The sequence below is a fragment of the Haloleucobacter albus genome, assembly GCF_052492075.1.
The window spans coordinates 1-25,778 of sequence record NZ_JBQWAS010000017.1 but is presented as its reverse complement, the minus strand read 5'-3'; the positions used below and the strand labels follow the sequence as shown (position 1 = coordinate 25,778).

Genomic DNA, 25,778 nt, shown 5'->3' with positions numbered 1-25,778 from the left:
CATTTAATCACATTAAATAATTGTGATAATGAAACAGGAGCCCCGCATGTTCACCCGCCGCACCTTTCTTGCCTCGGCGCTGGCCGCAACCCTTGCCGGCGCTTTCTCCGGCTTCTTCCCCCTGCCCGCCGCAGCGGAAGAGGCGAAGACCTATAACGGGCCGGACTCCCTGCTGAATGTCTCCTACGACATCGCCCGCGAGCTGTTCGCCGCCGAAAATGCGCTGTTCATTCCCGCGTGGAAGGACAAGACCGGCCAGACCGTGACCGTGAACCAGAGCCATGCCGGCACTTCCAAGCAGGCGCGCGCCATCATGGAAGGGCTGGAAGCCGATGTGGTGACCTTCAACCAGGTGACGGACATCGAGGCGCTGGTGAAGGCCGGGCTGGTGACGCCGGACTGGCAGGAAAAATTCCCCAACAATGCGTCGCCCTACTATTCTTTCCCGTCTTTCCTGGTGCGTGAGGGCAACCCCAAGAACATCAAGGATTGGGACGATCTGGTACGTGAGGATGTGAAGGTCGTCTTCCCCAATCCAAAGACCTCGGGCAATGCGCGCTACACCTATTTGGCCGCCTATGCCTATGCACTGGAAAAGTACAATGGCGACACCACCAAGGCCGATACCTTCGTGAAGAAGCTGTTCGGCAATGTACCGGTGTTTGACACCGGGGGCCGTGGTGCCACCACCACATTCGTGGAGCGTGACACCGGTGATGTTCTGGTGACCTTCGAGGCCGAAACCAAAACCATCAAGGATCTCTACAAGGACCAGAAGCTCCAGACGGTAGCTCCCTCCGTCAGCATTCTGGCCGAGTTCCCCGTCGCCGTAGTGGACAAGGTGGTGGACAAGCGCGGCTCGCGCGAGCTGGCCACCGAATATCTTGGATTCCTCTACAGCCCGGCAGGTCAGGAGGTTGCCGCCAAGGCCAACCACCGCGTGGTGAACCCGGAAGTGGCGGCCAAGTACAAGGACCAGTTCCCCGAAGTGCGCCTTGTGAAGGTGGAAGAGGTGTTTGGCGGCTGGCCGAAGGTGCAGAAGGAGCATTTCGGCTCTGACGGCAAGCTGGATCAGCTTTTCTCCGCCCGCTGATTCACCAGCATAGCAATACGAGACAGCCCGGCAGTTCCACACTGCCGGGCTTTTTCATACCCCGCGTCGCCTCAACAGGCTGCCCCCAAATGAAAAAGGGCTGACCTCAAAGGCCAGCCCTTCCGCATACTGATATTGATGCAACCCACCAAGCGGATGCGTCAAACTCCGAACCTCAGCCCTGCGCTTCGAGCTGGGCGATGAGCGCGTCACCCATGGCCTTGGTGGAGATCACGTCGCAACCTTCGGTCTTGATATCTGCCGTACGCTTGCCAGCATCCAGAACACCGGAAATGGCCTTCTCGATACGATCAGCCACATCGCCCTGATTGAAGGAGTAACGCATGGCCATGGCCAGCGAACCAATCATGGCGATGGGATTGGCGATGCCCTTTCCGGCGATATCCGGCGCGGAGCCGTGCACCGGCTCATACATGGCGGAGCGCTTGCCATTGGCATCCGCCTCACCCAGCGAGGCTGAGGGCAGCATGCCCAGAGAGCCCGTGAGCATGGCGGCGATATCGGAGAGAATGTCACCAAACAGATTGTCGGTCACGATCACGTCGAACTGCTTGGGCCAGCGCACCAGCTGCATGGCCAGCGAGTCGGCCAGATTGTGCTCCAGCTTCACATCCGCATAATCAGCATCGTGCACCTGGGTCACGACTTCCTTCCACAGTACGCCGGAGCGCATCACATTGTGCTTTTCGGAAGAGGTAACCAGATTACGACGGGTGCGGGCCAGCTCGAACGCCACGCGGGCGATACGATCAATCTCGTAAGTTTCGTAAAGCTGGGTGTCGATGGCGCGCTTCTGGCCATTACCAAGATCGGTAATGGTCTTCGGCTCACCGAAATAGACGCCGCCGGTCAGCTCACGCACGATGAGAATATCCAGCCCTTCCACCACGTCACGCTTGAGCGAGGAGGCGTCAGCCAGCGCCGGATAGCAAATGGCCGGGCGCAGATTGGCGAACAGGCCCAGATCCTTGCGCAGACGCAGCAGACCAGCCTCCGGGCGCACTTCATAAGGCACAGCCGCCCATTTCGGGCCGCCCACGGCCGCCAGGAACACCGCATCCGCAGCCTTGGCACGATCCATCGCCGCATCGGTAATGGCCACGCCATGGGCATCATAGGCGCTGCCGCCGACCAAGTCCTCTTCAATGGCGAAGGAGGCCACGCCGGCCTTTTCCATCCAGGCCAGAACGCGCTTCATCTCGGCCATGATTTCCGGGCCGATGCCGTCACCGGCGAGAAGGAGAAGCTTGTGAGTGGCCATGGACTTGTCCTCGCATGCGGCCGCATGGGCCGTCTTGATGATTGGAGTTGTCAAACCCACCCGACACATGCGGGCGGGAAAGCGTCAGAAGCGCCCGAAGACCGCAGGCCCAGCCCAACAGGGGCAACCGGAATGACCCGGAAATGAAGCCGCAGCACGGTGCAAACTGCACCATGCTCTAGAACCTCGGCCCAGAGAGCGCAAGGGTTCAGGCCCCCAGCAGATCTACCAGCGGGGGAATCAGCGGCGCATCGGCAGGCGGCATGGCCAGCTCACGCAGCGCACCAGCCCGCACCCATTTCAGCGCCTGATGTTCTTTCTGCGTCACCACACCTTCCCAGCGGCGGCAGATCCACAGCGGCATCAGCAAATGGAAATCCTCATAGCCATGGCTGGCGAAGGTGAGCGGCGCGAGGCAGGCCTCCTTCACCGTGATGCCCAGCTCTTCGGCCAGCTCACGGATGAGGCATTCCTCCGGCCGCTCTCCGGGCTCCATTTTGCCACCGGGAAATTCCCACAGCCCGGCCAGCGCCTTGCCCTCGGGCCGCTGCGCCACCAGCACGCGATTATCCGCATCCACAAGTGCGCAGGCGGCCACCAGCACCATCCTCACGAGCGATAATCCCCATTGATGGCCACATATTCCTTGGTGAGATCGCAGGTGAGCACCCGGCTTTCGCCATCGCCCATATCCAGATCCACCGTGATATCGACCACCTCATTCTTCATATATTCAGAGGCGGTGGCCTCATCATATTCCGGCGCGCGGGCACCATCGCGGGCCACGCAAATATCGCCGAAAAAGATGGAGAGACGATCACGCTCGGCCGGCTCGCCAGCCTTGCCCACGGCCATCACCACCCGGCCCCAGTTGGCGTCTTCGCCCGCCACCGCCGTTTTCACCAGTGGCGAATTGGCGATGGACATGGCCACCCGCCGTGCGGATTTTTTGGAAACGGCGCCCTTCACATGCACCCGCACCAGATGCCGGGCGCCTTCGCCATCACGCGCGACCTGCTCGGCCAGATCATTAAGCACCTCGTTGAGCGCCCGCCGGAACACCTTCAGGCGCTTGTCGTCCAGCGATTTGATGCGCGGCGCGCCCCGCCCTTCCGCAGCACCCGTGGCGAACAAAAGCAGCGTATCGCTGGTGGAGGTATCGCTATCCACAGTCACAGCGTTGAAGCTGTCCTTCACACCCTTGGACAGCAGCTTCTGCAACACATCCTGCGCAATCGGCGCATCGGTGAAGACGAAGGAGAGCATGGTTGCCATATCCGGCGCGATCATCCCCGCACCCTTGGCGAAACCGCCAATGGTCACCGGCACATCACCCAGCAGCACCTGGGCGCTGGCCAGCTTGGGGAAGGTATCCGTGGTCATGATGGCTTGAGCTGCATCCTGCCAGGCGGTGCCGGACAGGCGCGTGGCGCATTCTTCCAGAACCCCGTTGAAGCGGGTGGCGTCCATCGGCTCGCCAATCACGCCGGTGGAGGCGAGGAACACCTCATTCACCTTGCAGCCCAGAGCCTCGGCCGCGATCTGCGCTGTCAGCTTGGTGGCCTCGCGCCCCTTCCCGCCGGTGAAGGCATTGGCGTTGCCCGAATTCACCACCAGCCCGCGCGCCTTGCCCTTCTTCAGCAGGTCGCGGCACCACTCCACCGGAGCGGAAGGGCATTTGGAACGGGTGGTAACCCCGGCAGCAACCGTACCGGCATCCAGCGCCACCAGCAGCACATCGGTGCGGCCCTTGTAGCGAATCCCCGCTTCAGCGGTGGCGAAACGCACACCCGGCACGGGCGGAACATCCGGAGACAGCTTCGGAGCGAGCGGAGAAATGGCGGCGGACATGATAATCCTCATGGCATGAGGCTTCACCTGTGCCGCAGCTTGCCATGGCTTGCAAGGGCCTGCCCCTGCTTTCCCCGCATCCCAGCCGTGCACGAAGCGCTTTTGGCGAACATCCCCCCAAGAAGACCAAACACGAAAAAGGGGCGCATCAGCGCCCCTTATCCCCGGTTACAAGCGGCCAGGCAGAGCCAGAGGCTCACATCCCGGACAGAATGCTCACTTGTCTTTGGCTGGTGTTTCAGCCGCCGGCTGAGCGGCATCGGCCTTGTCAGCCGGCGCCCCTGCCTTCTCCACCTTGCCGGCCTCACGCAGCCTGGTCACCAGATCCGCCTGGGATTTGCGCACCAGATATTGCTCCACCTGAGGCTCAACCTCCTGATAGGTGGGGGCGGCCTTGGTGCGCTTGTCTTCCAGCTTGATAACGTGCCAGCCAAACTGGCTTTTCACCGGATCGGAGATCTGCCCCTTCTCCAGCTTGAAAGCGGCATTGGCGAATTCCGGCACCATCAGTTCCTTGGTGAAATAGCCAAGGTCACCGCCCTGCCCCCCGCTATCACGGGAATTTTCATCGGCCAGCTTGGCGAAATCCTCACCGGCGCGGGCACGCTTGGCCAGTTCCTTCGCCTTGGCCTCATCCTCCACCAGAATGTGGCGCGCGCGCACTTCCTCTTCCGCCGGGGCGGATTTGACGAATTCATCATAGGTCTTGCGCTTGGCCTCTTCCGTCACGGCCTGTTCGGCAGCGCGGTTCAGCAGCATTTCCATCAGCGCCTTGTTGCGCGCATAGGCCATGCGCTTCTTGAACTCGGGCCCCTCGGCCAACTTTTCGGCCTCAGCCTCCTGCGCCAGCAAGGTCATGTCGGTGAGGAAGGACAGCACATAAGCCTCACGCTCGGGCCCCTGAAGCTGGGGCGGCAGTCCGGGGCCGATATCCTCAACCGCAATGGCCAGTTCACTGGCGCGAATCGGCGTGCCGTTCACTGTGGCCACAACCACATCTTCCTGAGCGGGCTTGGCAGCCGTGGCCGGCTGGGCCAGCGCCGGAGCCGCGAGGGCGGCGAATGCGACAGACGAAGCCAGGGCAGCCGCAAACACGGCGGTGTGGACGGAGCGCGTCATAGAGTGTGTTTCCTCGCAAGCTCTGGAGTTTCGGGCCGGCATGGGCCAGAATGGCTGCCGCCGGGCGCATTTCCTTCGGGTCCGAACACTCCCGTTCGCACCCTTGCGCAACCCTCTTCCGCTTGCAAGTGGGCATTGTTGAGGCTGCATGCAGACATTTCATCCGCCGGGGCTTCCGCTTCGGCGCTGGAAGCTGTATAAGGCGCGCCTTCGATGAATGTGCCGGCTTTGCAGGTAACGCAGCCCGTCAGGGCGCGGAAACAGGGTGAGCCGGCGGGAGAAACATGGCGGTAGAGACGTGGAGGGCACCATGCCCCCTCGGGCGTTACGCCATCAGGAGTTTGGACAATGGCAGTCCCGAAGAGAAAAACCTCGCCGTCGCGTCGCGGCATGCGCCGCTCGGCTGATGCGCTGAAGCAGCCCACCTATGTGGAAGACAAGGATTCCGGTGAGCTGCGTCGTCCGCACCACCTGGACCTGAAGACCGGCATGTACAAGGGCCGGCAGATTCTGACCCCCAAGGCGGAAGCCTGATTTCGGGTCAGCCCGGTTCAGAGCCTGATTTTGCAGGATTTCATGTAAACCTGATGTCAGGCCATACAATTATCGAATGGGCGCGCACCACATGGTGCGCGCCCATCGTCATTTCAAGGCTTTGGCGCACCCGCATCTCTCACCGAAATCGGTTTGCGGAGTGATTCTCCCGGCACCGAAACAACCCGGCCACGCGCAGCAAACCCGAACCGGGCTTTCTTGCAGGATGCTGGAAAGCGGGTAGAATCGCCCCCCAGAAAGAATGCCCCTCATCAAGCCGGTGACATTATCGCGGCGATATGCGACCCATCAGACGCACACATTGCTGTGCCTTGTTGATGTGCTGTGCCGATGCGCCACGTTCACCTTCTGCGACGGGGCTATCGAAACATCAGTCTGAGGAGCCCCAATGCTCACCCCTGTTCCGCTGCTGATCATTCCATTCGCCCTTTACAACATCATTGTTTTCCTCACTCCGGGCATTGAATGGGGAACGATTCTCGGGCAGGTCGGGCTGCCGTCTGGAATTTCATGGCGAATCCGGCTGGATGAAGCCTTCATCGCCATCACGCTGCTCTTCTTCCTGTTCGAGATTCTCAAGGCCGCGCGGATCAACTCCCGGTCTTTCATGGATCACACGCTCTCCACGCTGATTTTCCTGATCGCACTCGCGGAGTTTCTCCTCGTCCCCCAGGCTGGAACATCCATCTTCGCGCTGTTGCTGTGCGTGATGTTGCTGGATGTCATTTCGGGCATCACCGCCTCCATGCGCGCCGCGCCCCGGCGCGAAGCAGCTCCGCGAGCCCCTAAGCCAGGCCGCGTGAAAACGGAGAAGCCGCAGAAATCCCCCACCACTGAAGTGCCCAAACCGGAAGCACCCCAGGCTGAAGCGCCCCAAGCTGAAGCGCCCCAAGCCGAAACGCCGACGACGCCCGTGGCAACGGCAACACCCCCGACATCCGACGTGCCACCCGTGCCCGAAGCAACAGATAAGGCGCAGATCACCGCCTCTTCTTCCGAAGGACAGGCTGCACCGGAAAGCGCCGTCAAGGCTTAGAGCTGCACCAGCGGTCACCAGAAACAAGAAGGGCGCGCCAAACCAAATGGCGCGCCCTTCTTTGCAATGGAACGTGTCTGGCGATGACGCCTCAGCTCTTCCGGGCCTTTTGCAGCGTCTCCGCCGCACTCGCCGCCGGGGCTGGAGCCGCCAACTGGTTCAGCTTGGCCTGCATGTCGGCCATCTGCTGCTTCAGCATTTCCAGATCATCCCGCCCGGCGGGAGAAGGCGGAACAATCGCAGCCCCCTCCTCATCACCTTCCGCCTTTTGGAAAGGCATGAACATCTGGAAGGCCCGCTCGAACATTTCCATGTTCCGGCGCACATGATCATCAAAACCGGGAAAACCTTTGCCAACAAATGTATTCGGCATCTGCGAGCGGAACTTTTCCTGTTCACGCGTGAAGCTGTCGATCGAGGCTTCCAGATAGCGCGGCACCAGCATTTGCATGCTGTCACCATAAAAACGGATGATCTGCCGCAGGAAAGCAATGGGAAGAAGATTCTGCCCCTTGTTCTCCTGTTCGAAGATGATCTGCGTCAGAACGGAATGCGTGATATCGTCTCCGCTCTTGGCATCATAGACGATAAAGTCCTCTCCATCCTTCACCATGTTGGCGAGGTCTTCGAGGGTGACATAAGTGCTTGTGCCCGTATTATAGAGGCGGCGATTGGCGTACTTCTTGATGGTGACTGGTTCTTGTGATTTTCCCATCGTCCGACCACCCGATATCCTTGAACTGCCGACACGTTAGGGGGTTTCGGGGCTTATATCCAGCCCTTTCGCCACCCGGCCCGCTGGAACCGACGGCCATGCGGCATTATTATTCCGCAGTGCAACATTTCGTTCCACGCTTGTCTTATAATCATATCACAGTTGAATACTGATTCAGATCATTGACACATGGCGGTCTGAAATTGCGATATAATGGGCAGAATAAAAACGGCACAAAAGCCGCTCTGCCTGCCGCAAAATTTCACCTGCCTGTCAAGTTCAGGAGAGAATGATGAAGGAAGAAGTCGTCATCGTCGCCGCTGGCCGTACTGCCGTCGGTTCTTTCAACGGCACGCTGTCCCCGTTGCCGGCGCACGACCTCGGCTCTGCGGTCATCAAGGGCCTGCTGGAGCGGTCAGGCATTGCCCCGGAAGACGTCAATGAAGTCATCTTCGGCAACGTCCTCACCGCCGGCCAGGGTCAGAACCCCACCCGTCAGGCCTCCATTCAGGCTGGTCTTCCCGTCACCGTTCCGGCCTGGACCATCAACATGGTCTGCGGTTCGGGCCTGCGCACCATTTCCCTCGGTGCCCAGTCCATCCAGAATGGCGACAACACTGTCGTCATCGCCGGCGGTCAGGAATCCATGAGTCAGGCCCCTCACGCCGCGCATCTGCGCAATGGCGTGCGCATGGGCGACGGCAAGCTCGTCGACACCATGATCAAGGACGGCCTGTGGGATGCCTTCAACGATTACCACATGGGCATCACGGCGGAGAACGTCGCGAAGCAGTATCAGATCACCCGTGAGGAACAGGACGAGTTCGCCGTCGCGTCCCAGAACAAGGCCGAGGCCGCCCAGAAGGCCGGCAAGTTCAAGGACGAGATCATTCCCGTCACCATCAAGACCCGCAAGGGCGACATCGTGTTCGATGCGGATGAGTATATCCGCCACGGCGCGAATATTGAGTCCATGACGAAGCTGCGCCCGGCCTTCGTGAAGGATGGCACCGTCACCGCCGGCAACGCTTCCGGCATCAATGACGGCGCGGCTGGCGTCGTGCTGATGAGCGCTTCCCGCGCCAAGGCCGAAGGCCGCACCCCGCTCGCGCGTATCGCCTCCTGGGCCGAAGCCGGCGTTGATCCCAGCATCATGGGCACCGGCCCCATCCCGGCGTCCCGCAAGGCTCTGGAAAAGGCTGGCTGGACCCCCGACCAGCTCGACCTGATCGAAGCCAATGAGGCCTTCGCCGCCCAGGCTATCGCCGTGAACAAGAGCCTCGGCTGGGATACCTCCCGCGTGAATGTGAATGGTGGCGCCATTGCCATCGGCCATCCCATCGGTGCTTCCGGCGCGCGCATTTTTGTCACGCTGCTGCATGAAATGATCAAGCGCGATTCCAAGAAGGGCCTCGCCACGCTTTGCATCGGCGGCGGCATGGGCTGCGCAATCTGCATCGAACGTGACTGATCCTGCCTGATAAACAGCAGGTGCGACGAAGTTGTTCTTCGCCGCACCTGCATGCTGCGCTCACCGATCCAAGATCTGGATCAATGTAGCCTAGACTTTCGCAGCCTTGACGCAGTCATGTCTAAACGCCTTTCTGGCAAGGTCCGCCGAATATGGCACGAGGGGCGTGCCTATGACCGGCCGGGCCAAAAGGGAAAAACGGAGGAAACTATGGCGCGTGTTGCACTGGTTACGGGCGGAACCCGTGGCATTGGTGAAGCAATTTCCATTGCTCTGAAAAACGCCGGCTACACCGTAGCCGCCAATTATGCGGGCAATGACGAGGCCGCCAAGGCCTTCACCGAGAAGACTGGCATCCCCGCTTTCAAGTGGGACGTTTCCAGCTTCGACGCCTGCAAGGAAGGTATCGCCAAGGTGGAAGCCGAAGTCGGCCCCATTGATGTAATGGTGAACAATGCCGGCATCACCCGTGATGCCCCGCTGCACAAAATGTCTCTCGAGCAGTGGCAGGCGGTCATCAACACCAACCTTTCCAGCGCCTTCAATACCTCTCGCAATGTGCTTGAAGGCATGCGGGCGCGCGGGTTTGGTCGCATCATCTGCATTTCCTCCATCAATGGGCAGAAGGGCCAGTTCGGCCAGACCAACTATTCCGCCGCCAAGGCCGGCGAAATCGGCTTCGTGAAGGCACTGGCGCAGGAAACGGCGAAGTACGGCATCACCGTCAACGCCATTGCGCCGGGCTATATCGCCACGGAAATGGTGCGCGCCGTGCCTGCCGATATTCTGGCCAAGATTGTCGCCACCATTCCGGTTGGCCGTCTGGGTGAGCCGGAAGATATTGCGCGCGGCGTGGTCTTCCTCGCGGCCGATGACGCCAGCTTCGTCACGGGCGCGACCCTGACCCTGAATGGCGGCCAGTACATCGCCTGAGCATCGCTCTGTATCAAAAAAAGATCCGGCCGGTTCCTTCGGGACCGGCCGTTTTTTATGGCGAGATCATTTCGGGGCATGTCCCTGAGAAAAGCAAAGAACGCCCCTCGCCGGCCTGCGCCCTACACCTTCAACCGCTCCAGAACGGCCCGCGTTTCGGCCGGAATCGGTACCGGGCGCTGTTCCCCGCGCTTCACATAGACATGCACGAAATGGCCCTGCGCCGCTGCCCGCTCATCCTCACCCTGAAAAAGAGCAATCTGATAGCGCACGGATGATGTGCCCAGATGCACCACGCGCAAGCCCGCCTGAACCGGCTGCGGAAAAGTCAGGCTGCGAAAATAGTTGCACCGTGTTTCCGCAACCAGCCCGATGATCGAGTTGGTCTGCGGGTCCAGCACCCCTTCAGCGATGAGATGCGCGTTCACTGCCGTATCGAAATAGGCGTAATAGACGACATTGTTGATGTGGCCATAAATATCCACATCATGCCAGCGCGTGGTCAGGGTTTGCAGGCACGGAAAATCACCGATCACCGTCGGCTCTTCACGCGGCGCACGCACTGCTTGTGTCGTATCACTGGCCATCGACGTTTCCCTCTCCATTATCGTCCTCTTGGGACATGCCACCGCTTTGATGCAGGGTCATTTCCTGAGTACCCAGCGCATCTGCCAGCCGCATCCGGGCGGAACCCGGACGCAAGGGCTTTTGCTGGCTTTCGTGCGGGGCCCAGCCTGAAAGCCACACAATATCGAAGGTCGCTCGTACGCGCCCATCCGAATCGGCGAAGCGCTCCAGATAATGCTCCACTGCGCGCATCAGCACGGCCCGGCGTAAAGGCACGCGGCGCCGCTCTTTCAGCGCATTGGTGGCCCCCATCCGCCGCAAATCCGCAAACAGCCCGAAGGGGGATGCGTAGCGCACCGTCACCCGATCCACATCTGTTACGGGCAGCGCGAAACCGGCACGCTGCAACAGGCTGCCCAGATCCCTCACATCTGTAAAAGGGGCCACACGGGGAGAAAGGCCGCCTGTAATTTCACTTTCCGCACTGGCAAAGCACTGGCGCAACTCTGTGAGGCTGGAACCGCCAATCAACGCCGCCATGAACAGGCCATCCGGCCGCAGCGCCTGTCGAATCTGCGCAAGCACACCGGGCAAATCATTGACGCTTTGCAGGCTCAGCGCAGAGAGCACCAGATCGAGCGAGGCGGGCGCGAAGGGCAACACCTCTTCGTCCACCACGGCATCAATCCGCCCTCCCTGCGGCAGCGCCCTCATATGCAACAGACGCCCGATGGAAGCCTGGCCGGCAAGTGCCTGCGCCAGCTCATCCGTAGGGGAACCCAGATCAACAGCCAGATCAAACTGACGTTTCACGGCGCTCAGTCGCTCAGCCACATCCTCCGCCACGCGCGTCATAAGAAAAGGCTCTGCGCCCAATGCATGGGCGCGGGCCAGGCGTCGGCGCACCAGTGCACGGTCAAAGATCTGCGGAAGCGTATCGGTTGTCTGCATCATGGCTCGCCTGTTTGTCGGTGCACATATAACCCTCTTGTTTCCGCACTGCGAGCCACATCACACAAGGGCGCTGCTTCGCGCGTCACTCTCTGGATATGGTCGAAAAGAAGGCAGCTACCCTTTGTGCGACGCAACAGATACGTGTCAAATGCATGACAGTCCTTCCTTGCGATATTTCAGTGCCTTACGTACTTTTCCGAAGGCATCACGTCTTGTTCAAGTCATCTCATCCGGAAATGTACTTGATCCATGCTGCAACGCAGCTAAATTCCACCATGGAGGACCCAGGGGGCTTTCATGACGCCAGGTCTGGAGGCCAATATGACCGAACAGGTCGCACTTGGGACAATTCGCAAGCTTTGGGCAGGAGAAGCCGAGGTTTTTCGAGACCATCTCCTGCGGCTGGATCGCGAGAGCCGTCGCTTCCGCTTTAGCTCTGCGGTGTCCCCCGAATTCATCGAGCGCTATGCCGCGCGCGCCTTTCGCAATGGCGCAATCGTGCATGGCTATTTTGTGGATGGTACGCTGCGCGCGGCAGCCGAGCTTTACCCCATGGGCGATGTTCTGCCCGGAGAAGCCGAAGCCGCCTTCAGCGTGGAAACAGCCTATCAGAATCACGGCGTTGGCACAGCCTTGCTGGATCGCGTGATCCTGACGGCCCGCAACCGCGGTATCCGCTCCCTTTGCCTGAACTGCCTTGTGCAGAACCGGCGGATGCAGCAGATCGCCCGGAAGTTCCATGCGGATCTGGAGTTTGATCCGGATGAGGTTGTGGCGCGGCTCAGCGCCCCCTTCCCTACGGCCATGTCTCTCGCTCGCGAGGCGGCGGAAGATCTTCATGGCATGACAGGCACTGCCCTTCAGGTGCAGCGCATGGCTGCGAGCCGTCTGTTTGGCATGTTCCGTCCGGCTATCAACACTCCAGCCATGAATAGCATGGCTGGAAATGACGCGGCTAAACTGACCGCCCGCGTTTCAAACGGTTGATGAATACAATCTCTCATTAAAAGCCCCCTCTTATCAAAAGAGAGGCGCAGTCAAAAAAACAACACCGCCCAGCTCGCTGCTTGGGCGGTGTTTTTAATTCGACACTACATCAACTCACGGCATCGGCGTTTCGCATGCGCCACGGGAGACACCCAAGAAAAAGGGCCGGTGAGTATCCTCACCGGCCCTTTTTCAATCACTCTGCCGGATCAACCGGCCCCTCAAGCTGAGGGAAGGCTTCAGTCCGCTCATCACGGGTCGCGACAATCAGATCGTCCCGCGAATTGGCAACAACCCGCAGCTTGTTCATCTGTGCGCCTGTACCCGCCGGGATCAGACGGCCCACAATGACGTTCTCCTTCAGACCTTCCAGCGGATCGACCTTACCGTTCACAGCGGCTTCTGTCAGCACGCGGGTGGTCTCCTGGAAGGAGGCTGCCGAGAAGAAGGAACGCGTCTGCAAGCTGGCCTTGGTGATGCCGAGCAACACCGGATGACCCGTCGCAGGCTTCTTACCTTCTTCGATCGCCTTCTCATTTGCTTCGATGAACTCGAGGCGATCCACCTGCTCGTTATCAAGGAAGTCGGTTTCACCCGCATCCTCGATCTCGATCTTCTGGAGCATGTTGCGGACGATCACCTCAATGTGCTTGTCATTGATGTGCACGCCCTGCAACCGGTAGACTTCCTGAATTTCATTGACAAGGAAGGCTGCCAGCTCTTCCACGCCCTTGATGGCCAGAATGTCATGCGGCGCCGGATTGCCGTCGACGATGAAATCACCCTTCTCGATAAGGTCGCCATCCTGAAGATGGATGTGCTTGCCCTTCGGGATCAGGTACTCAACGGGATCTCCCCCGTCCGCCGGCTCAATGGAAACGCGCCGCTTGTTCTTGTAGTCCCGCCCGAAGCGAATGGTGCCGGTGGTTTCGGCGATAATCGCCGCATCCTTCGGACGCCGGGCCTCGAACAGTTCAGCAACACGCGGCAGACCACCCGTGATATCACGGGTCTTCGCACCTTCCATCGGCACACGCGCCACGGCATCACCCGCCTGCACCTTGCCGCCAGGGGCGGTCGAGATAATGGCCTCCACCGGCAGGGCATAGCGCGCTTCACCACCACGCGGCAGTTTCACATTCTTGCCGTCACCGTCCTGGATCAGGATGGCGGGGCGCAGCTCCGGTCCACGGCCGGAGCGGGAATCCGTCACCACACGCTTGGCGATACCCGTCGCCTCATCGACGGTTTCGTTCATCGAGGCGCCCTCAACGAGGTCCTCGAATGCGACGATACCATCCACCTCACTCAGGATCGGGCGGGTATAGGGGTCCCACTCGGCAAGGCGCTGGCCGCGCTTCACCGTATCACCCTCATCCACCTTCAGACGGGAGCCATATTGCACACGGTTGACCGCACGCTCGGTTCCATCCTGATCGACGATGATGATCGCCATGTTGCGCCCCATGACGATCAGATCGCCATCGGAGTTCCGCGCCGCATTGCGATTGCGGATACGCACCGTGCCTTCAAAGTTGGTTTCGATGAAGGACGAATCCGCCAGCGTCGCCGCACCACCGATATGGAAGGTACGCATCGTCAGCTGCGTGCCCGGTTCACCGATGGACTGGGCTGCGATGACGCCCACAGCCTCGCCCATATTCACCGGCGTACCGCGCGCCAGATCACGTCCGTAGCAGGTTGCGCACACGCCATTGCGTGTTTCGCATGTCAGCACCGAACGGATCTTGATTTCCTGAATATTGGTCTTCGCAATGCGTTCAACATGCGGCTCCTCAATCATCACGCCCTTGGGCACAATGACTTCACCGGATGCCGGGTTCACCACATCTTCAACCGCAGTACGGCCCAGAACACGCGACGGCAAGGATGCCACGATCTGACCGGCATCGAGGATCGCCCGCATGTGGATCCCCTTCTCCGAGCCGCAATCGCGCTCGGTGATGATGGAATCCTGTGCCACGTCCACGAGACGACGGGTGAGATAACCCGAGTTCGCCGTCTTCAGGGCGGTATCCGCCAGACCCTTACGGGCACCGTGGGTGGAGTTGAAGTACTCCATCACGGTCAGGCCTTCCTTGAAGTTCGAGATGATCGGGCTTTCGATAATCTCACCGGAAGGCTTCGCCATCAGGCCACGCATGCCTGCAAGCTGCTTCATCTGCGCGGGCGAACCACGGGCCCCGGAGTGGGACATCATGTAGATCGAGTTGATCTGCATGTCCCGGCCGGTTTCCGGGTCCTTCTTCACGGACGAGATTTCCTTCATCATCTCGTCAGCGATACGGTCCGTGCACTTGCCCCAGGCATCAACGACCTTGTTGTACTTCTCGCCCTGGGTAATCAGGCCGTCATTATACTGCTGCTCATATTCCTTGGTGAGCGCGCGGGTTTCTTCAACCATCGCCCACTTCTTATGCGGCACCACCATGTCGTCCTTGCCGAAGGAAATGCCGGCACGGAAAGCATTGTGGAAACCAAGGCTCATGATCCGGTCACAGAAGATCACGCTCTCCTTCTGCCCACAATGGCGGTAGACCGTATCAATCATGTTGGAGATTTCCTTTTTCGTCATCAGCTTGTTGACGACATCATAGGAAATCTTCGGGTCCTTCGGCAGCAAGGCGCCAATCTTCATGCGACCAGGCGTGGTCTCATAAATCTTGGTATATTCGTTGCCGTCCGCATCAAGGCCGATATAGCGCCCCTGAACCTTCGTATGCAGAGTGATGGCCTTGGAATGCAGGGCCAGATCAATCTCGGACATATTGGCGAAGGCCATGCCCTCGCCCGGCTCACCCTCACGCATCAGCGAGAGATAGTAGAGGCCCAGAACGATATCCTGAGACGGCACAATGATGGGCGCGCCGTTCGCCGGATGCAGCACGTTGTTCGTGGACATCATCAGCACGCGTGCTTCCAGCTGGGCCTCAAGGCTCAGAGGAACGTGCACAGCCATCTGGTCGCCGTCAAAGTCCGCATTGAAGGCGGAGCACACCAGCGGATGAAGCTGAATGGCCTTGCCTTCGATCAGCACCGGCTCGAACGCCTGAATGCCAAGACGATGCAGCGTCGGCGCACGGTTCAGCATCACCGGATGCTCGCGGATCACCTCGTCGAGAATATCCCAAACCTCGGGACGCTCCTTCTCGACAAGCTTCTTCGCCTGCTTAACGGTGGAGGAATGCCCCTTCGCATCGAGACGCGAATAGATGAAGGGCTTGAACAGCTCCAGCGCCATTTTCTTGGGCAAGCCGCACTGATGCAACTTGAGCTCAGGGCCCACCACGATGACCGAACGACCGGAATAGTCTACGCGCTTGCCGAGCAGGTTCTGGCGGAACCGGCCCTGCTTGCCCTTCAGCATATCGGCGAGCGACTTCAACGGGCGCTTGTTCGCCCCCGTGATGACACGACCACGACGCCCATTATCGAACAGAGCATCCACCGATTCCTGAAGCATACGCTTCTCGTTGCGGATGATGATGTCTGGCGCACGCAGTTCGATCAGCCGCTTCAGTCGATTATTGCGGTTGATGACGCGACGATAAAGATCATTCAGGTCAGAGGTCGCAAAACGACCGCCATCCAGCGGCACCAGAGGACGCAGATCCGGCGGAATCACCGGAACATGCGTCAGGATCATCCATTCCGGCTTGTTGCCGGAAAGCTGGAAAGCCTCGACGATCTTCAGCCGCTTGGCGAGCTTCTTGGGCTTCAGCTCAGTGGTGGCTTCAGCAATTTCCTGACGCAGATCAATCGCAATCTTCTCCAGATCCATGGTCTGAAGCAGTTCGCGAATGGCCTCGGCGCCAATCATCGCGGTAAAGCTGGTTTCACCGAACTCATCCTGCGCGCGCAGATATTCTTCTTCCGACAGCAGCTGACGATATTTCAGCGGCGTGGTGCCCGGCTCGGTCACCACGAAATATTCGAAATAAAGAATCCGCTCCAGATCCTTCAGCGTCATGTCGAGCAGCAGACCAATGCGGCTCGGCAGAGACTTCAGGAACCAGATATGCGCAACAGGTGCGGCCAGCTCAATATGGCCCATGCGCTCACGGCGCACCCGCGAGAGGGTGACTTCCACACCGCACTTCTCGCAGATGACGCCCTTGTACTTCATGCGCTTGTACTTACCGCACAAGCACTCGTAATCCTTGATCGGGCCAAAGATTCGCGCGCAGAAAAGCCCATCACGCTCCGGCTTGAAGGTGCGGTAATTGATGGTTTCCGGCTTCTTGATCTCGCCGTACGACCAGGATCTGATCTTTTCCGGGCTCGCGATCGTGATGCGGATCTTGTTGAAGTTCGGGGCCGGAACCGTCGGGTTGAAGACGTTCTGGACTTCCTGATTCATCTGGTGCTCCCAAACGAGGTGGGCGGCTATCGTGCACACCGCTCCGACAGGGGGCCGGAGCGGCAGGCCGCTTTCGCGGCAATTCTTCAGGCGGGTGTCACCACCCTGCCCTTCTAGCTGTTCTCGAGGTCCACATTGAGGCTAGCTGTTCTCGAGGTCCACATTGAGGCCGAGCGAGCGCATTTCCTTCACAAGCACGTTGAAGCTCTCAGGAATACCACTCTCGAACGTATCCTCTCCGCGTACAATGGCCTCATAAACCTTGGTACGGCCAGCGACGTCATCCGACTTCACCGTCAGCATTTCCTGCAACGTGTAGGCGGCACCGTAAGCTTCCAAGGCCCACACCTCCATTTCACCGAAACGCTGACCACCGAACTGGGCCTTGCCGCCCAGCGGCTGCTGGGTCACCAGCGAGTAAGGACCAATGGAACGGGCATGGATCTTGTCGTCGACCAGATGGTGCAGCTTCAGCATATAAATATAGCCGACAGTCACCTTACGATCGAACGCCTCACCCGTCCGCCCGTCAAAGAGCGTGGACTGTGCCGAACGATCCAGCCCTGCCATTTCAAGCTGGGTTTCGATGTCATCTTCATGCGCGCCATCAAAGACCGGCGTGGCGATCGGCACACCCTTGCGGAGATTTTCCGCCAACTCGGGGAGTTCGCTATCTCCAAGCGTTTCGATTTCGGACTTGCCATATATGGTTTCAAGCCGCTGCCGCAGGGGCGTCATATCCTGAGAGGCGTAGTAGGAATCCACCGCCTGCGCCACCTGCTTGCCGAGTCCGGCGCAGGCCCAGCCCAGATGGGTTTCCAGAATCTGCCCCACATTCATGCGCGAAGGCACGCCCAGAGGGTTGAGCACGATATCGACATTGGTGCCATCCTCAAGGAACGGCATGTCTTCCACCGGCACAATGCGCGACACCACACCCTTGTTGCCATGACGGCCGGCCATCTTGTCGCCCGGCTGGATCTTGCGCTTCACCGCGACGAAGACCTTGACCATCTTCATCACACCGGGCGGCAATTCATCACCACGTTGCAGCTTCTCGACCTTATCCAGGAAGCGCTGCTCAAGACGCTTCTTGGACTCGTCATACTGCGCCCGCATAGCTTCCAGTTCCGCCATAATGGCATCGTCCGCCACAGCGAACAGCCACCACTGCGAGCGCGGGAAGCTCTCAAGAATCTCGCTGGTGACCTCGGTCTCCTTCTTGAAACCCTTCGGCCCAGCGATGGCAACCTTGCCCACCAGGATCTCGACCAAGCGATTATAGACGTTACGGTCCAAAATGGCCTGCTCGTCGTCACGGTCCTTGGCGAGACGCTCGATTTCCTCACGTTCGATAGCCTGTGCGCGTTCGTCCTTGTCCACACCATGACGGTTGAACACGCGGACTTCCACGATCGTGCCCTTGGTGCCGGGCGGCAGACGCAGCGATGTATCGCGCACATCCGCAGCCTTCTCACCAAAGATGGCGCGCAACAGCTTTTCTTCCGGCGTCATCGGGCTTTCGCCCTTCGGCGTGATCTTGCCGATCAGAATGTCGCCGGCATTCACCTCCGCACCAATATAGACAATGCCCGCTTCGTCGAGATTCTTCAGCGCCTCTTCCGAGACATTGGGAATATCACGGGTAATTTCCTCCGGGCCCAGCTTGGTATCACGGGCCATGCACTCGAACTCCTCCAAGTGAATGGAGGTGAACACGTCATCCTTGACGATATTCTCGGAGAGCAGGATGGAGTCTTCGTAATTGTAGCCATTCCAAGGCATGAACGCGACCAGCACGTTGCGACCCAGAGCCAAATCACCCAGCTCCGTGGAAGGACCATCAGCGATGATATCGCCCTTGCGCACCTGATCGCCCACACGCACCAGCGGACGCTGGTTGATACAGGTGGACTGGTTGGAGCGCTGAAACTTCATCAGCCGGTAGATATCCACGCCCGACTTGGAGGGATCAGCCTCCTCCGTAGCCCGGATCACGATACGGGTCGCGTCCACCTGGTCGATAATACCAGTCCGACGCGCTGCAATAGCTGCACCGGAATCCCGTGCCACGACAGCTTCCATACCCGTACCGACCAGCGGCGCCTGCGAGCGCACCAGCGGCACAGCCTGACGCTGCATGTTGGAGCCCATGAGTGCACGGTTGGCGTCATCGTTCTCAAGGAACGGGATCAGCGCTGCGGCCACCGAAACCAGCTGCTTCGGCGACACGTCCATGAAGTCCACGCGATCCGGGCTGACCATCACCACATCGCCGGTGTGACGGCACATCACCAGATCGTCTTCAAAGCGGCCTTCAACGCTCAGGGGCACGTTGGCCTGCGCCACATAGTACTTCCCCTCCTCCATGGCGGAGAGATAGACCACCTCATCGGTGACCTTGCCATCCAGAACACGGCGATAGGGCGCTTCAATGAAGCCATACTTGTTGACGCGTGCGAATGTCGCAAGCGAGTTGATAAGGCCGATATTCGGACCTTCCGGCGTCTCGATCGGGCAGATACGACCATAATGAGTCGGATGCACGTCTCGCACCTCGAAGCCCGCACGCTCACGGGTCAAACCGCCCGGACCAAGGGCCGAAAGACGACGCTTGTGCGTGATTTCGGACAGCGGGTTCGTCTGATCCATGAACTGGGACAGCTGGGACGAGCCAAAGAACTCACGCACCGCAGCCGCAACCGGCTTGGCATTGATGAGATCCTGCGGCATGACCGTGTCGACATCGACAGAGGACATGCGCTCCTTGATCGCGCGCTCCATGCGCAGAAGACCAACGCGATACTGATTTTCCATCAGCTCACCGACGGAACGCACACGACGATTGCCCAGATGGTCAATATCGTCGATCTCACCCTTACCGTCGCGCAGCTCAACCAGCGTCTTGATAACCGCCAGAATATCTTCGCGGCGCAACACGCGCACCGTATCCGGGCAATCCAGATCCAGACGCATGTTCATCTTCACGCGACCAACGGCGGAAAGATCATAACGCTCGGGATCAAAGAACAGCGAATGGAACATCGCCTGCGCGGAATCCAGCGTCGGCGGCTCACCCGGACGCATCACGCGGTAAATGTCAAACAGCGCTTCCTCGCGCGCGGAATTCTTGTCCGCCGCAAGTGTGTTGCGGATATAGGCGCCGGTATTCACATGGTCGATGTCCAGGATCGGGATTTCATTATATCCCGTTTCCTCAAGCATCTTCAGGGTCTTGTCAGAGATTTCCTCGCCGGCTTCGGCGTGAATTTCACCCGACTCAAGATCCACCAGATCTTCAGCAATATACTGGCCGATCATTTCCTCATCGGAAATGCGCAGAGCCTTCAGACCCTTCTCGGAGAGCTGACGGGCAGCGCGCACGGTCAGCTTCTTGCCGGCCTCAAGCACCACTTCGCCGCTATCGGCATCGACCAAATCGGAAACCGCCTTGTAACCCTTCATCCGCTGCGGATCGAAGGGCATGCGCCAGCCACCCTTGTCGCGGGAGAATGGAATTTTCCGATAGAAAGTGTCCAGAATCTCTTCGGCATCCAGACCCAGTGCATAAAGCAGGCTGGTCACCGGAATCTTGCGACGCCGGTCGATACGCGCATAAACGATGTCCTTGGCGTCGAATTCGATATCAAGCCAGGAACCGCGATAGGGAATGATGCGCGCAGCAAACAGCAACTTGCCGGAAGAGTGCGTCTTGCCCTTGTCGTGATCGAAGAACACACCCGGAGAACGGTGCATCTGGGACACGATGACGCGCTCGGTACCATTCACAATGAAGGTGCCGTTCATCGTCATGAGCGGAATATCGCCCGTATAGACATCCTGCTCCTTGATGTCCTTCACAGATCTGGCACCGGTATCCGGGTCCACATCAAAGACGATCAGGCGCAGCGTCACCTTCAGCGGGGCAGCAAACGTCATACCGCGCTGGCGGCACTCATCCACATCATATTTTGGAGGCTCGAACTCATAGCCCACGAACTCCAGCATGGCCGCCCCGGCAAAGTCCGAAATCGGGAATACCGATTTGAACACAGCCTGAAGGCCATCATCGTCGCGTCCGCCTTCCGGCTCTTCAATCTGCAGAAACTGGTCATAAGACGCCTTTTGAACCTCGATGAGGTTCGGCATCTCAGCCACTTCCTTGATCTTGCCGAAGAACTTGCGGATCCGCTTACGACCGGTGAACGTTTGCGCCATCTCGATCCTCGTCCGTGCAGGTTCCCTGAAGCCGGCCCCGTCAGGGCTCGCCTTGCCGGCACCGGAACCACCCGCCGCCATGCCAAACCGGATTGCCGAAGACAACCCCATTCAGCACCATGACGGCTCTCCCGACAGCCTCACAGAAGGGCTGTCGGGAGAACCGTCTTCCAGAAATAAAACAAGCCATCCGGCCTGCCATGTGCGAAAGCGCTCCGGGTTTCCCCGGAGCGCCAGTTTTCAAAAACTCACTTGAGCTCGACCTTGGCGCCAGCCTTTTCGAGCTGAGCCTTGAGCTTCTCGGCCTCATCCTTGTCCACGCCTTCCTTGACGGGCTTCGGAGCGCCTTCGACGAGATCCTTGGCTTCCTTGAGGCCCAGGCCGGTGATGGCACGGACTTCCTTGATGACCTCGATCTTCTTGTCGCCGGCAGCGGCCAGCACAACCGTGAACTCGGTCTGCTCTTCAGCAGCCGCAGCACCGGCACCGCCAGCACCCGGAGCAGCAGCAACCGCAACGGCGGCGGCGGCGGACACGCCCCACTTCTCCTCGAGCATGGTGGCCAGTTCGGCAGCTTCGAGAACGGTCAGGGCGGAGAGCTCATCAACGAGCTTGGTCAGATCAGCCATAATGTGTCTTCCTTGAGATAGGTTCGAATATGCAATGCGTGAAGGTCAAACGCCTCACGCGGCCTCGTCCGTCTTGGCATAGGCCCCGAACACGCGGGCGAGCTTCGCCGCCGGCGCAGTGGAGAGCTGGGCGATCTTGGTCGCGGGAGCCTGCACAAGGCCCACGATCTTCGCGCGCAGTTCGTCCAGAGACGGCATGGAGGCAAGAGCCTTCACACCATCTGCATTCAGGGCCGTGGTGCCCATCGCGCCACCAAGGATCACGAACTTGTCGTTAGCCTTGGCAAACTCGACAGCAACCTTCGGCGCCGCCACCGGATCGTCCGAATAGGCGATCAGCGTCGGACCCTTGAACAGGGCCTCCGCATGGGCGACGTCGGAGCCTTCCAGAGCGATCTTGACGAGGCGGTTCTTGGCCACCTTCACGGACGCACCGCTCGCCTTCATCTGCCGGCGCAGGTCCGACATCTGGGCCACGGTGAGGCCGGAATAGTGGGCCACCACGACGACGGAAGTGCTCTTGAACACCTCCGACAGCGCCGTGACGAGCTGTTGTTTTTCCGCTCGATCCACGTCTGGCTCTCTTTAGCCTGCGGTGGAATGCACTCCGGAGAGCTTCACCCCACCTGTTGCGCCTTGCCGCCCGAAGGACCGGGTGCCACTACAGCATGCCGGCCGCATCGCGCGACGCTTACATGCCCTGTCCCCTCGGTCCTGACACGGAACAATCCGGGACGGAACACAAGGCGCTGGTTCGAACCGATCTCAAAAATACGCAGAACACAAACTGCGAAGAAATCTGGTTTTCCCCGTCTATGCCGGCTCTCTGCACGCGCCCAATGGACAACACGAGAATTAAGCCCCGAACAATCGAGGCACCTGCAGTCTCGGACAGGACTGCCGCCAACATCAAATCCACAAAAGTGCACTTAATGAAGACAGCTAGGCCGGGCGGGAAACCCCTCCCAGCCCCTTCACCAGTCCCGGTGAAGGTCGTGATTCCACGAAAAAAGCGTAAAAGCCCTTTCGGGGAATTGTTCCTATATAGGCAAAGAACCTCTTTGTCACGCCCTTTGCACGATTTTTGCAACAGAGACAATTACGGGCCGCAACCAAAGGTCGCGGCCCGTAATTCACCACAACTTCAGAACGCGACTGCGCTCCGTGTCAGACAGCCGTCACTACGCTGGAGGGCTCCAGCTTCAGGCCGGGACCCATGGTGGAGGAAATGGCGATGCGCTGCACATAAGTGCCCTTGGCACCGGCAGGCTTGGCCTTCACAACCGCATCAGCAAAAGCGCGGATGTTTTCAGCCAGCTTTTCAGCATCAAACGACGCCTTACCAACGCCGGCATGAATGATACCAGCCTTCTCGACGCGGAATTCCACCGCACCACCCTTGGCTGCACCCACGGCGCTTTTCACGTCCATGGTCACGGTACCAACCTTCGGGTTCGGCATCAGACCACGCGGGCCCAGCACCTTGCCGAGGCGACCAACCAGCGGCATCAGATCCGGGGTAGCGATGCAGCGATCGAAGTCGATCGTACCACCCTGGATGGTCTCCAGCAGATCCTCGGCACCCACAATATCAGCACCAGCGGCCTTGGCTTCATCAGCCTTGGCACCGCGGGCGAACACCGCAACGCGCACAGTACGTCCGGAACCATTCGGCAGCAGGCACACGCCACGCACCATCTGGTCCGCATGACGCGGGTCCACACCGAGATTCATGGCCAGCTCAATGGTCTCGTCGAACTTGGCTGTTGCCCGCTCCTTCAGGAGCTTCACCGCCTCGTCCAGCGTGTAGAGCTTGTCACGATCGATACCTTCGCGCGCGGCGCGAATACGCTTTCCGTGATTGGCCATGGCGCTCACCCCTGAACCTCGATGCCCATGGAGCGGGCGGAACCTTCGACCATCTGAACGGCAGCCTCAACGGTGTCGCAATTCAGATCCTGCATCTTCTTCTCGGCGATTTCCGCGAGCTGGGCGCGCGAAACCTTGCCGACGAAGCCACCCTTGCCAGGGGTCTTGGAGCCGGTGCCGGGCTTCTTCTTCGTGTCGAGGCCAGCGGCCTTCTTCAGGAAGTAGGAGACCGGCGGGGTCTTCATCACGAAGGTGAAGGAGCGATCCTGATAAGCGGTAATCACCACCGGGATCGGCATGCCCTTTTCCATCTGGCCGGTCTGCGCGTTGAACGCCTTGCAGAACTCCATGATGTTAAGGCCACGCTGACCAAGCGCGGGACCAATCGGCGGGGCCGGATTGGCACTGCCGGCCGGAACCTGCAGCTTGATGTAACCTGCAATTTTCTTCGCCATTTCAAAAACTCCCAAAAATCGCCATCACGACCTCACACCGGAGAACCGTAACGGCCGGGATGCGTGGTTCGGTACCGAGGGCGTTTGGCGAGACGCCCCTTCCCTCCCACGCGGTGAAAGCAGCCTCAGCTGCATAGCGCCAGCCCGACAAGGGCCAGCGACGATCAGACCTTTTCGACCTGACCGAACTCAAGTTCCACCGGTGTCGCACGCCCGAAGATGGACACCGCCACCTTGAGCCGCGCGCGCGTGTCATCAACCTCTTCAACGATGCCATTGAAGGTCGCAAACGGCCCGTCGGACACCTTGACCGTCTCACCAACCTCAAAGGAGACAGACGGCTTCGGCCGCTCAATCCCCTCCTGAACCTGATGCAGAATGCGCAGCGCTTCCGATTCAGGAATGGGCATCGGCTTGTTATCCGCCCCAAGGAAACCCGTCACACGCGGCGTATTGCGAATCAGATGGAAGGCATCATCCGTAAGCTCCATCTTCACCAGCACATAGCCGGGAAAAAACTTACGCTCCGTATCAACCTTCCGACCGCGCCGAACCTCCACAACCTTTTCGGTCGGCACCAGAATTTCATCAAACAGATCTTCAAGCCCACGCTGTTCGGCCTGCTCGCGAATCGATTCGGCCACCTTCTTTTCGAAGTTGGAATATGCGTGAACGATGTACCAGCGCTTCGCCATGGCGGACTCACTGCCCAAGTGTGAGGAGAGTGGACACGCCGAACCGGATGACCTGATCGACGACGAGGAAGAAGATAGCGGCCAGAAAAACCATCACGAAGACCATAGCCGTTGTGATCAGCGTCTCGCGACGCGAAGGCCATGTGACCTTCGCCGTTTCCGCGCGAACCTGCTGAAAGAACTCGACAGGACCGTTCTTCGCCATGTGCGCCAAGGCAACCCCGCGGAACACCCGGCAGTCGCCACCTCTTCTTGAGGGACAAGCTCCCGACTTAACGGCAGCCAGCCCGAAAAAAATTCGCAACCTGCCAGATTTTCACCAGCAGGATGCACAAATGAACAGAAACGTGCCGGAAATCAAATCAGCCGCGCGCCCGTTCGAAAACCGCCGCGCTGATCTGCCAGAAAGCTGCCAGAGCGGGCAAAGCCTTGTCCTGCCGCTGGCAGGAGTGGAGGGACTCGAACCCCCAACCCCCGGTTTTGGAGACCGGTGCTCTAACCAAATTGAGCTACACTCCTAAAGTCGGCCCTCAAAACACATCAACACCAGACAGCATCTGACGCATGATTGTTCGAGGTAGACTTTGCCGCGCCGGGAAAGACCCAACGCATCGGCAAGGTGGGTTTAGTGGGAACTGAGCCGCCTGTAAAGAGCTTCCGTGCAGTTGCCCCCAATCAGAATTGAATTCCCACACTGAACACGCGCCACAGCAACCATTAGCGGCCAGCAGGCCGAGACCTGATACCAGGAGATCAAGCCGCAAACAAAACGGGCGCCCGCAGGCGCCCGTCGCAGTCATTTGAAAAACCTGCACGCAGGCTTCACATCACTCGATGATGGAGGCGACGACGCCGGCACCCACCGTACGGCCACCTTCACGGATAGCGAAGCGCAGCTTCTCTTCCATGGCGATCGGCACGATCAGATGGACTTCCATCGCAACATTGTCACCCGGCATCACCATTTC

Annotated in this window: 22 protein-coding genes and 1 tRNA gene; 6 read left to right on the top strand and 17 right to left on the bottom strand. The window is 59.4% G+C overall.

The window, feature by feature from the left end:
* Positions 1 to 46: 46 nt before the first annotated feature.
* Positions 47 to 1,093, top strand: coding sequence for a sulfate ABC transporter substrate-binding protein (locus ACT6QH_RS02525; RefSeq protein ID WP_444973238.1), 1,047 nt, complete (start codon positions 47 to 49; stop codon positions 1,091 to 1,093).
* A gap of 175 nt (positions 1,094 to 1,268) precedes the next feature.
* Here the strand turns inward: ACT6QH_RS02525 and leuB are convergent, their stop codons facing one another.
* From leuB to ACT6QH_RS02505, 4 genes are all read right to left on the bottom strand, one after another.
* On the bottom strand, positions 1,269 to 2,375 hold the full coding sequence (leuB, locus tag ACT6QH_RS02520) for a 3-isopropylmalate dehydrogenase (RefSeq protein WP_444973237.1): 1,107 nt from the start codon (positions 2,373 to 2,375) through the stop codon (positions 1,269 to 1,271).
* Positions 2,376 to 2,583: 208 nt separating this feature from the next.
* Positions 2,584 to 2,982, bottom strand: coding sequence for a (deoxy)nucleoside triphosphate pyrophosphohydrolase (locus tag ACT6QH_RS02515; RefSeq protein WP_444973291.1), 399 nt, complete (start codon positions 2,980 to 2,982; stop codon positions 2,584 to 2,586).
* A gap of 2 nt (positions 2,983 to 2,984) precedes the next feature.
* Entirely contained in the window at positions 2,985 to 4,226 is a 1,242-nt protein-coding gene (argJ, locus tag ACT6QH_RS02510) for a bifunctional glutamate N-acetyltransferase/amino-acid acetyltransferase ArgJ (RefSeq protein ID WP_444973236.1), read from the bottom strand.
* 216 nt (positions 4,227 to 4,442) lie between these two features.
* Positions 4,443 to 5,345 (bottom strand): peptidylprolyl isomerase, encoded by a 903-nt coding sequence (locus ACT6QH_RS02505; protein ID WP_444973235.1) that lies wholly within the window; start codon positions 5,343 to 5,345, stop codon positions 4,443 to 4,445.
* A 348-nt stretch (positions 5,346 to 5,693) separates the two neighbouring features.
* Here ACT6QH_RS02505 and rpmF point away from each other — a divergent pair, with 348 nt between their 5' ends.
* Both rpmF and ACT6QH_RS02495 read left to right on the top strand, forming a co-directional pair.
* Positions 5,694 to 5,879, top strand: a complete 186-nt coding sequence (gene rpmF / locus ACT6QH_RS02500; protein WP_444973234.1) for a 50S ribosomal protein L32 — start codon at positions 5,694 to 5,696, stop codon at positions 5,877 to 5,879.
* 409 nt (positions 5,880 to 6,288) lie between these two features.
* Entirely contained in the window at positions 6,289 to 6,936 is a 648-nt protein-coding gene (locus ACT6QH_RS02495; RefSeq protein WP_444973233.1) for a hypothetical protein, read from the top strand.
* A gap of 91 nt (positions 6,937 to 7,027) precedes the next feature.
* On the opposite strand, the gene phaR is transcribed toward ACT6QH_RS02495, so the two are convergent.
* Positions 7,028 to 7,651, bottom strand: a complete 624-nt coding sequence (gene phaR / locus ACT6QH_RS02490; protein ID WP_444973232.1) for a polyhydroxyalkanoate synthesis repressor PhaR — start codon at positions 7,649 to 7,651, stop codon at positions 7,028 to 7,030.
* A gap of 292 nt (positions 7,652 to 7,943) precedes the next feature.
* Here phaR and ACT6QH_RS02485 point away from each other — a divergent pair, with 292 nt between their 5' ends.
* The gene (locus ACT6QH_RS02485; protein ID WP_444973290.1) at positions 7,944 to 9,122 is read left to right on the top strand and encodes an acetyl-CoA C-acetyltransferase; all 1,179 of its coding nucleotides are present in this window, start codon (positions 7,944 to 7,946) and stop codon (positions 9,120 to 9,122) included.
* A 210-nt stretch (positions 9,123 to 9,332) separates the two neighbouring features.
* Complete coding sequence (gene phbB, locus ACT6QH_RS02480; protein ID WP_444973231.1) at positions 9,333 to 10,055, top strand: acetoacetyl-CoA reductase; 723 nt, start codon at positions 9,333 to 9,335, stop codon at positions 10,053 to 10,055.
* Between the two features lie 122 nt (positions 10,056 to 10,177).
* Here phbB and ACT6QH_RS02475 read toward each other — a convergent pair whose 3' ends face one another.
* A complete protein-coding gene (locus tag ACT6QH_RS02475) occupies positions 10,178 to 10,642 on the bottom strand; it encodes an acyl-CoA thioesterase (protein ID WP_444973230.1) in 465 nt (154 codons plus the stop codon).
* Entirely contained in the window at positions 10,632 to 11,573 is a 942-nt protein-coding gene (locus tag ACT6QH_RS02470; protein WP_444973289.1) for a methyltransferase domain-containing protein, read from the bottom strand. The genes ACT6QH_RS02475 and ACT6QH_RS02470 overlap by 11 nt, the downstream gene beginning before the upstream one ends.
* A 324-nt stretch (positions 11,574 to 11,897) precedes the next feature.
* Between ACT6QH_RS02470 and ACT6QH_RS02465 the strand changes: the two genes are divergently transcribed.
* Entirely contained in the window at positions 11,898 to 12,563 is a 666-nt protein-coding gene (locus tag ACT6QH_RS02465) for a GNAT family N-acetyltransferase (protein WP_444973229.1), read from the top strand.
* A gap of 196 nt (positions 12,564 to 12,759) precedes the next feature.
* Here ACT6QH_RS02465 and rpoC read toward each other — a convergent pair whose 3' ends face one another.
* From rpoC to ACT6QH_RS02415, 10 genes are all read right to left on the bottom strand, one after another.
* Positions 12,760 to 16,944 (bottom strand): DNA-directed RNA polymerase subunit beta', encoded by a 4,185-nt coding sequence (rpoC, locus tag ACT6QH_RS02460; RefSeq protein WP_444973228.1) that lies wholly within the window; start codon positions 16,942 to 16,944, stop codon positions 12,760 to 12,762.
* Positions 16,945 to 17,085: 141 nt separating this feature from the next.
* Positions 17,086 to 21,162, bottom strand: coding sequence for a DNA-directed RNA polymerase subunit beta (rpoB, locus tag ACT6QH_RS02455; RefSeq protein WP_444973227.1), 4,077 nt, complete (start codon positions 21,160 to 21,162; stop codon positions 17,086 to 17,088).
* A 248-nt stretch (positions 21,163 to 21,410) separates the two neighbouring features.
* A complete protein-coding gene (gene rplL / locus ACT6QH_RS02450; protein ID WP_444973226.1) occupies positions 21,411 to 21,791 on the bottom strand; it encodes a 50S ribosomal protein L7/L12 in 381 nt (126 codons plus the stop codon).
* Between the two features lie 54 nt (positions 21,792 to 21,845).
* Positions 21,846 to 22,364: a 50S ribosomal protein L10 gene (rplJ, locus tag ACT6QH_RS02445; protein WP_444973225.1), complete on the bottom strand. Its 519-nt coding sequence runs from the start codon at positions 22,362 to 22,364 to the stop codon at positions 21,846 to 21,848.
* A gap of 594 nt (positions 22,365 to 22,958) precedes the next feature.
* Positions 22,959 to 23,660 carry a 50S ribosomal protein L1 gene (gene rplA / locus ACT6QH_RS02440; RefSeq protein WP_444973224.1) on the bottom strand — a complete coding sequence of 234 codons (702 nt, stop codon included), beginning with the start codon at positions 23,658 to 23,660 and terminating at the stop codon, positions 22,959 to 22,961.
* A gap of 5 nt (positions 23,661 to 23,665) precedes the next feature.
* The gene (gene rplK, locus ACT6QH_RS02435) at positions 23,666 to 24,115 is read right to left on the bottom strand and encodes a 50S ribosomal protein L11 (protein WP_444973223.1); all 450 of its coding nucleotides are present in this window, start codon (positions 24,113 to 24,115) and stop codon (positions 23,666 to 23,668) included.
* Between the two features lie 164 nt (positions 24,116 to 24,279).
* The gene (gene nusG, locus ACT6QH_RS02430) at positions 24,280 to 24,810 is read right to left on the bottom strand and encodes a transcription termination/antitermination protein NusG (protein ID WP_444973222.1); all 531 of its coding nucleotides are present in this window, start codon (positions 24,808 to 24,810) and stop codon (positions 24,280 to 24,282) included.
* 7 nt (positions 24,811 to 24,817) lie between these two features.
* Positions 24,818 to 25,015, bottom strand: a complete 198-nt coding sequence (secE, locus tag ACT6QH_RS02425; protein WP_444973221.1) for a preprotein translocase subunit SecE — start codon at positions 25,013 to 25,015, stop codon at positions 24,818 to 24,820.
* Between the two features lie 236 nt (positions 25,016 to 25,251).
* Positions 25,252 to 25,329: transfer RNA gene (locus ACT6QH_RS02420), tRNA-Trp, on the bottom strand.
* A gap of 308 nt (positions 25,330 to 25,637) precedes the next feature.
* The coding region (locus tag ACT6QH_RS02415) for an EF-Tu C-terminal domain-related protein (protein ID WP_507237475.1) at positions 25,638 to 25,778 on the bottom strand (141 nt) is incomplete at its 5' end.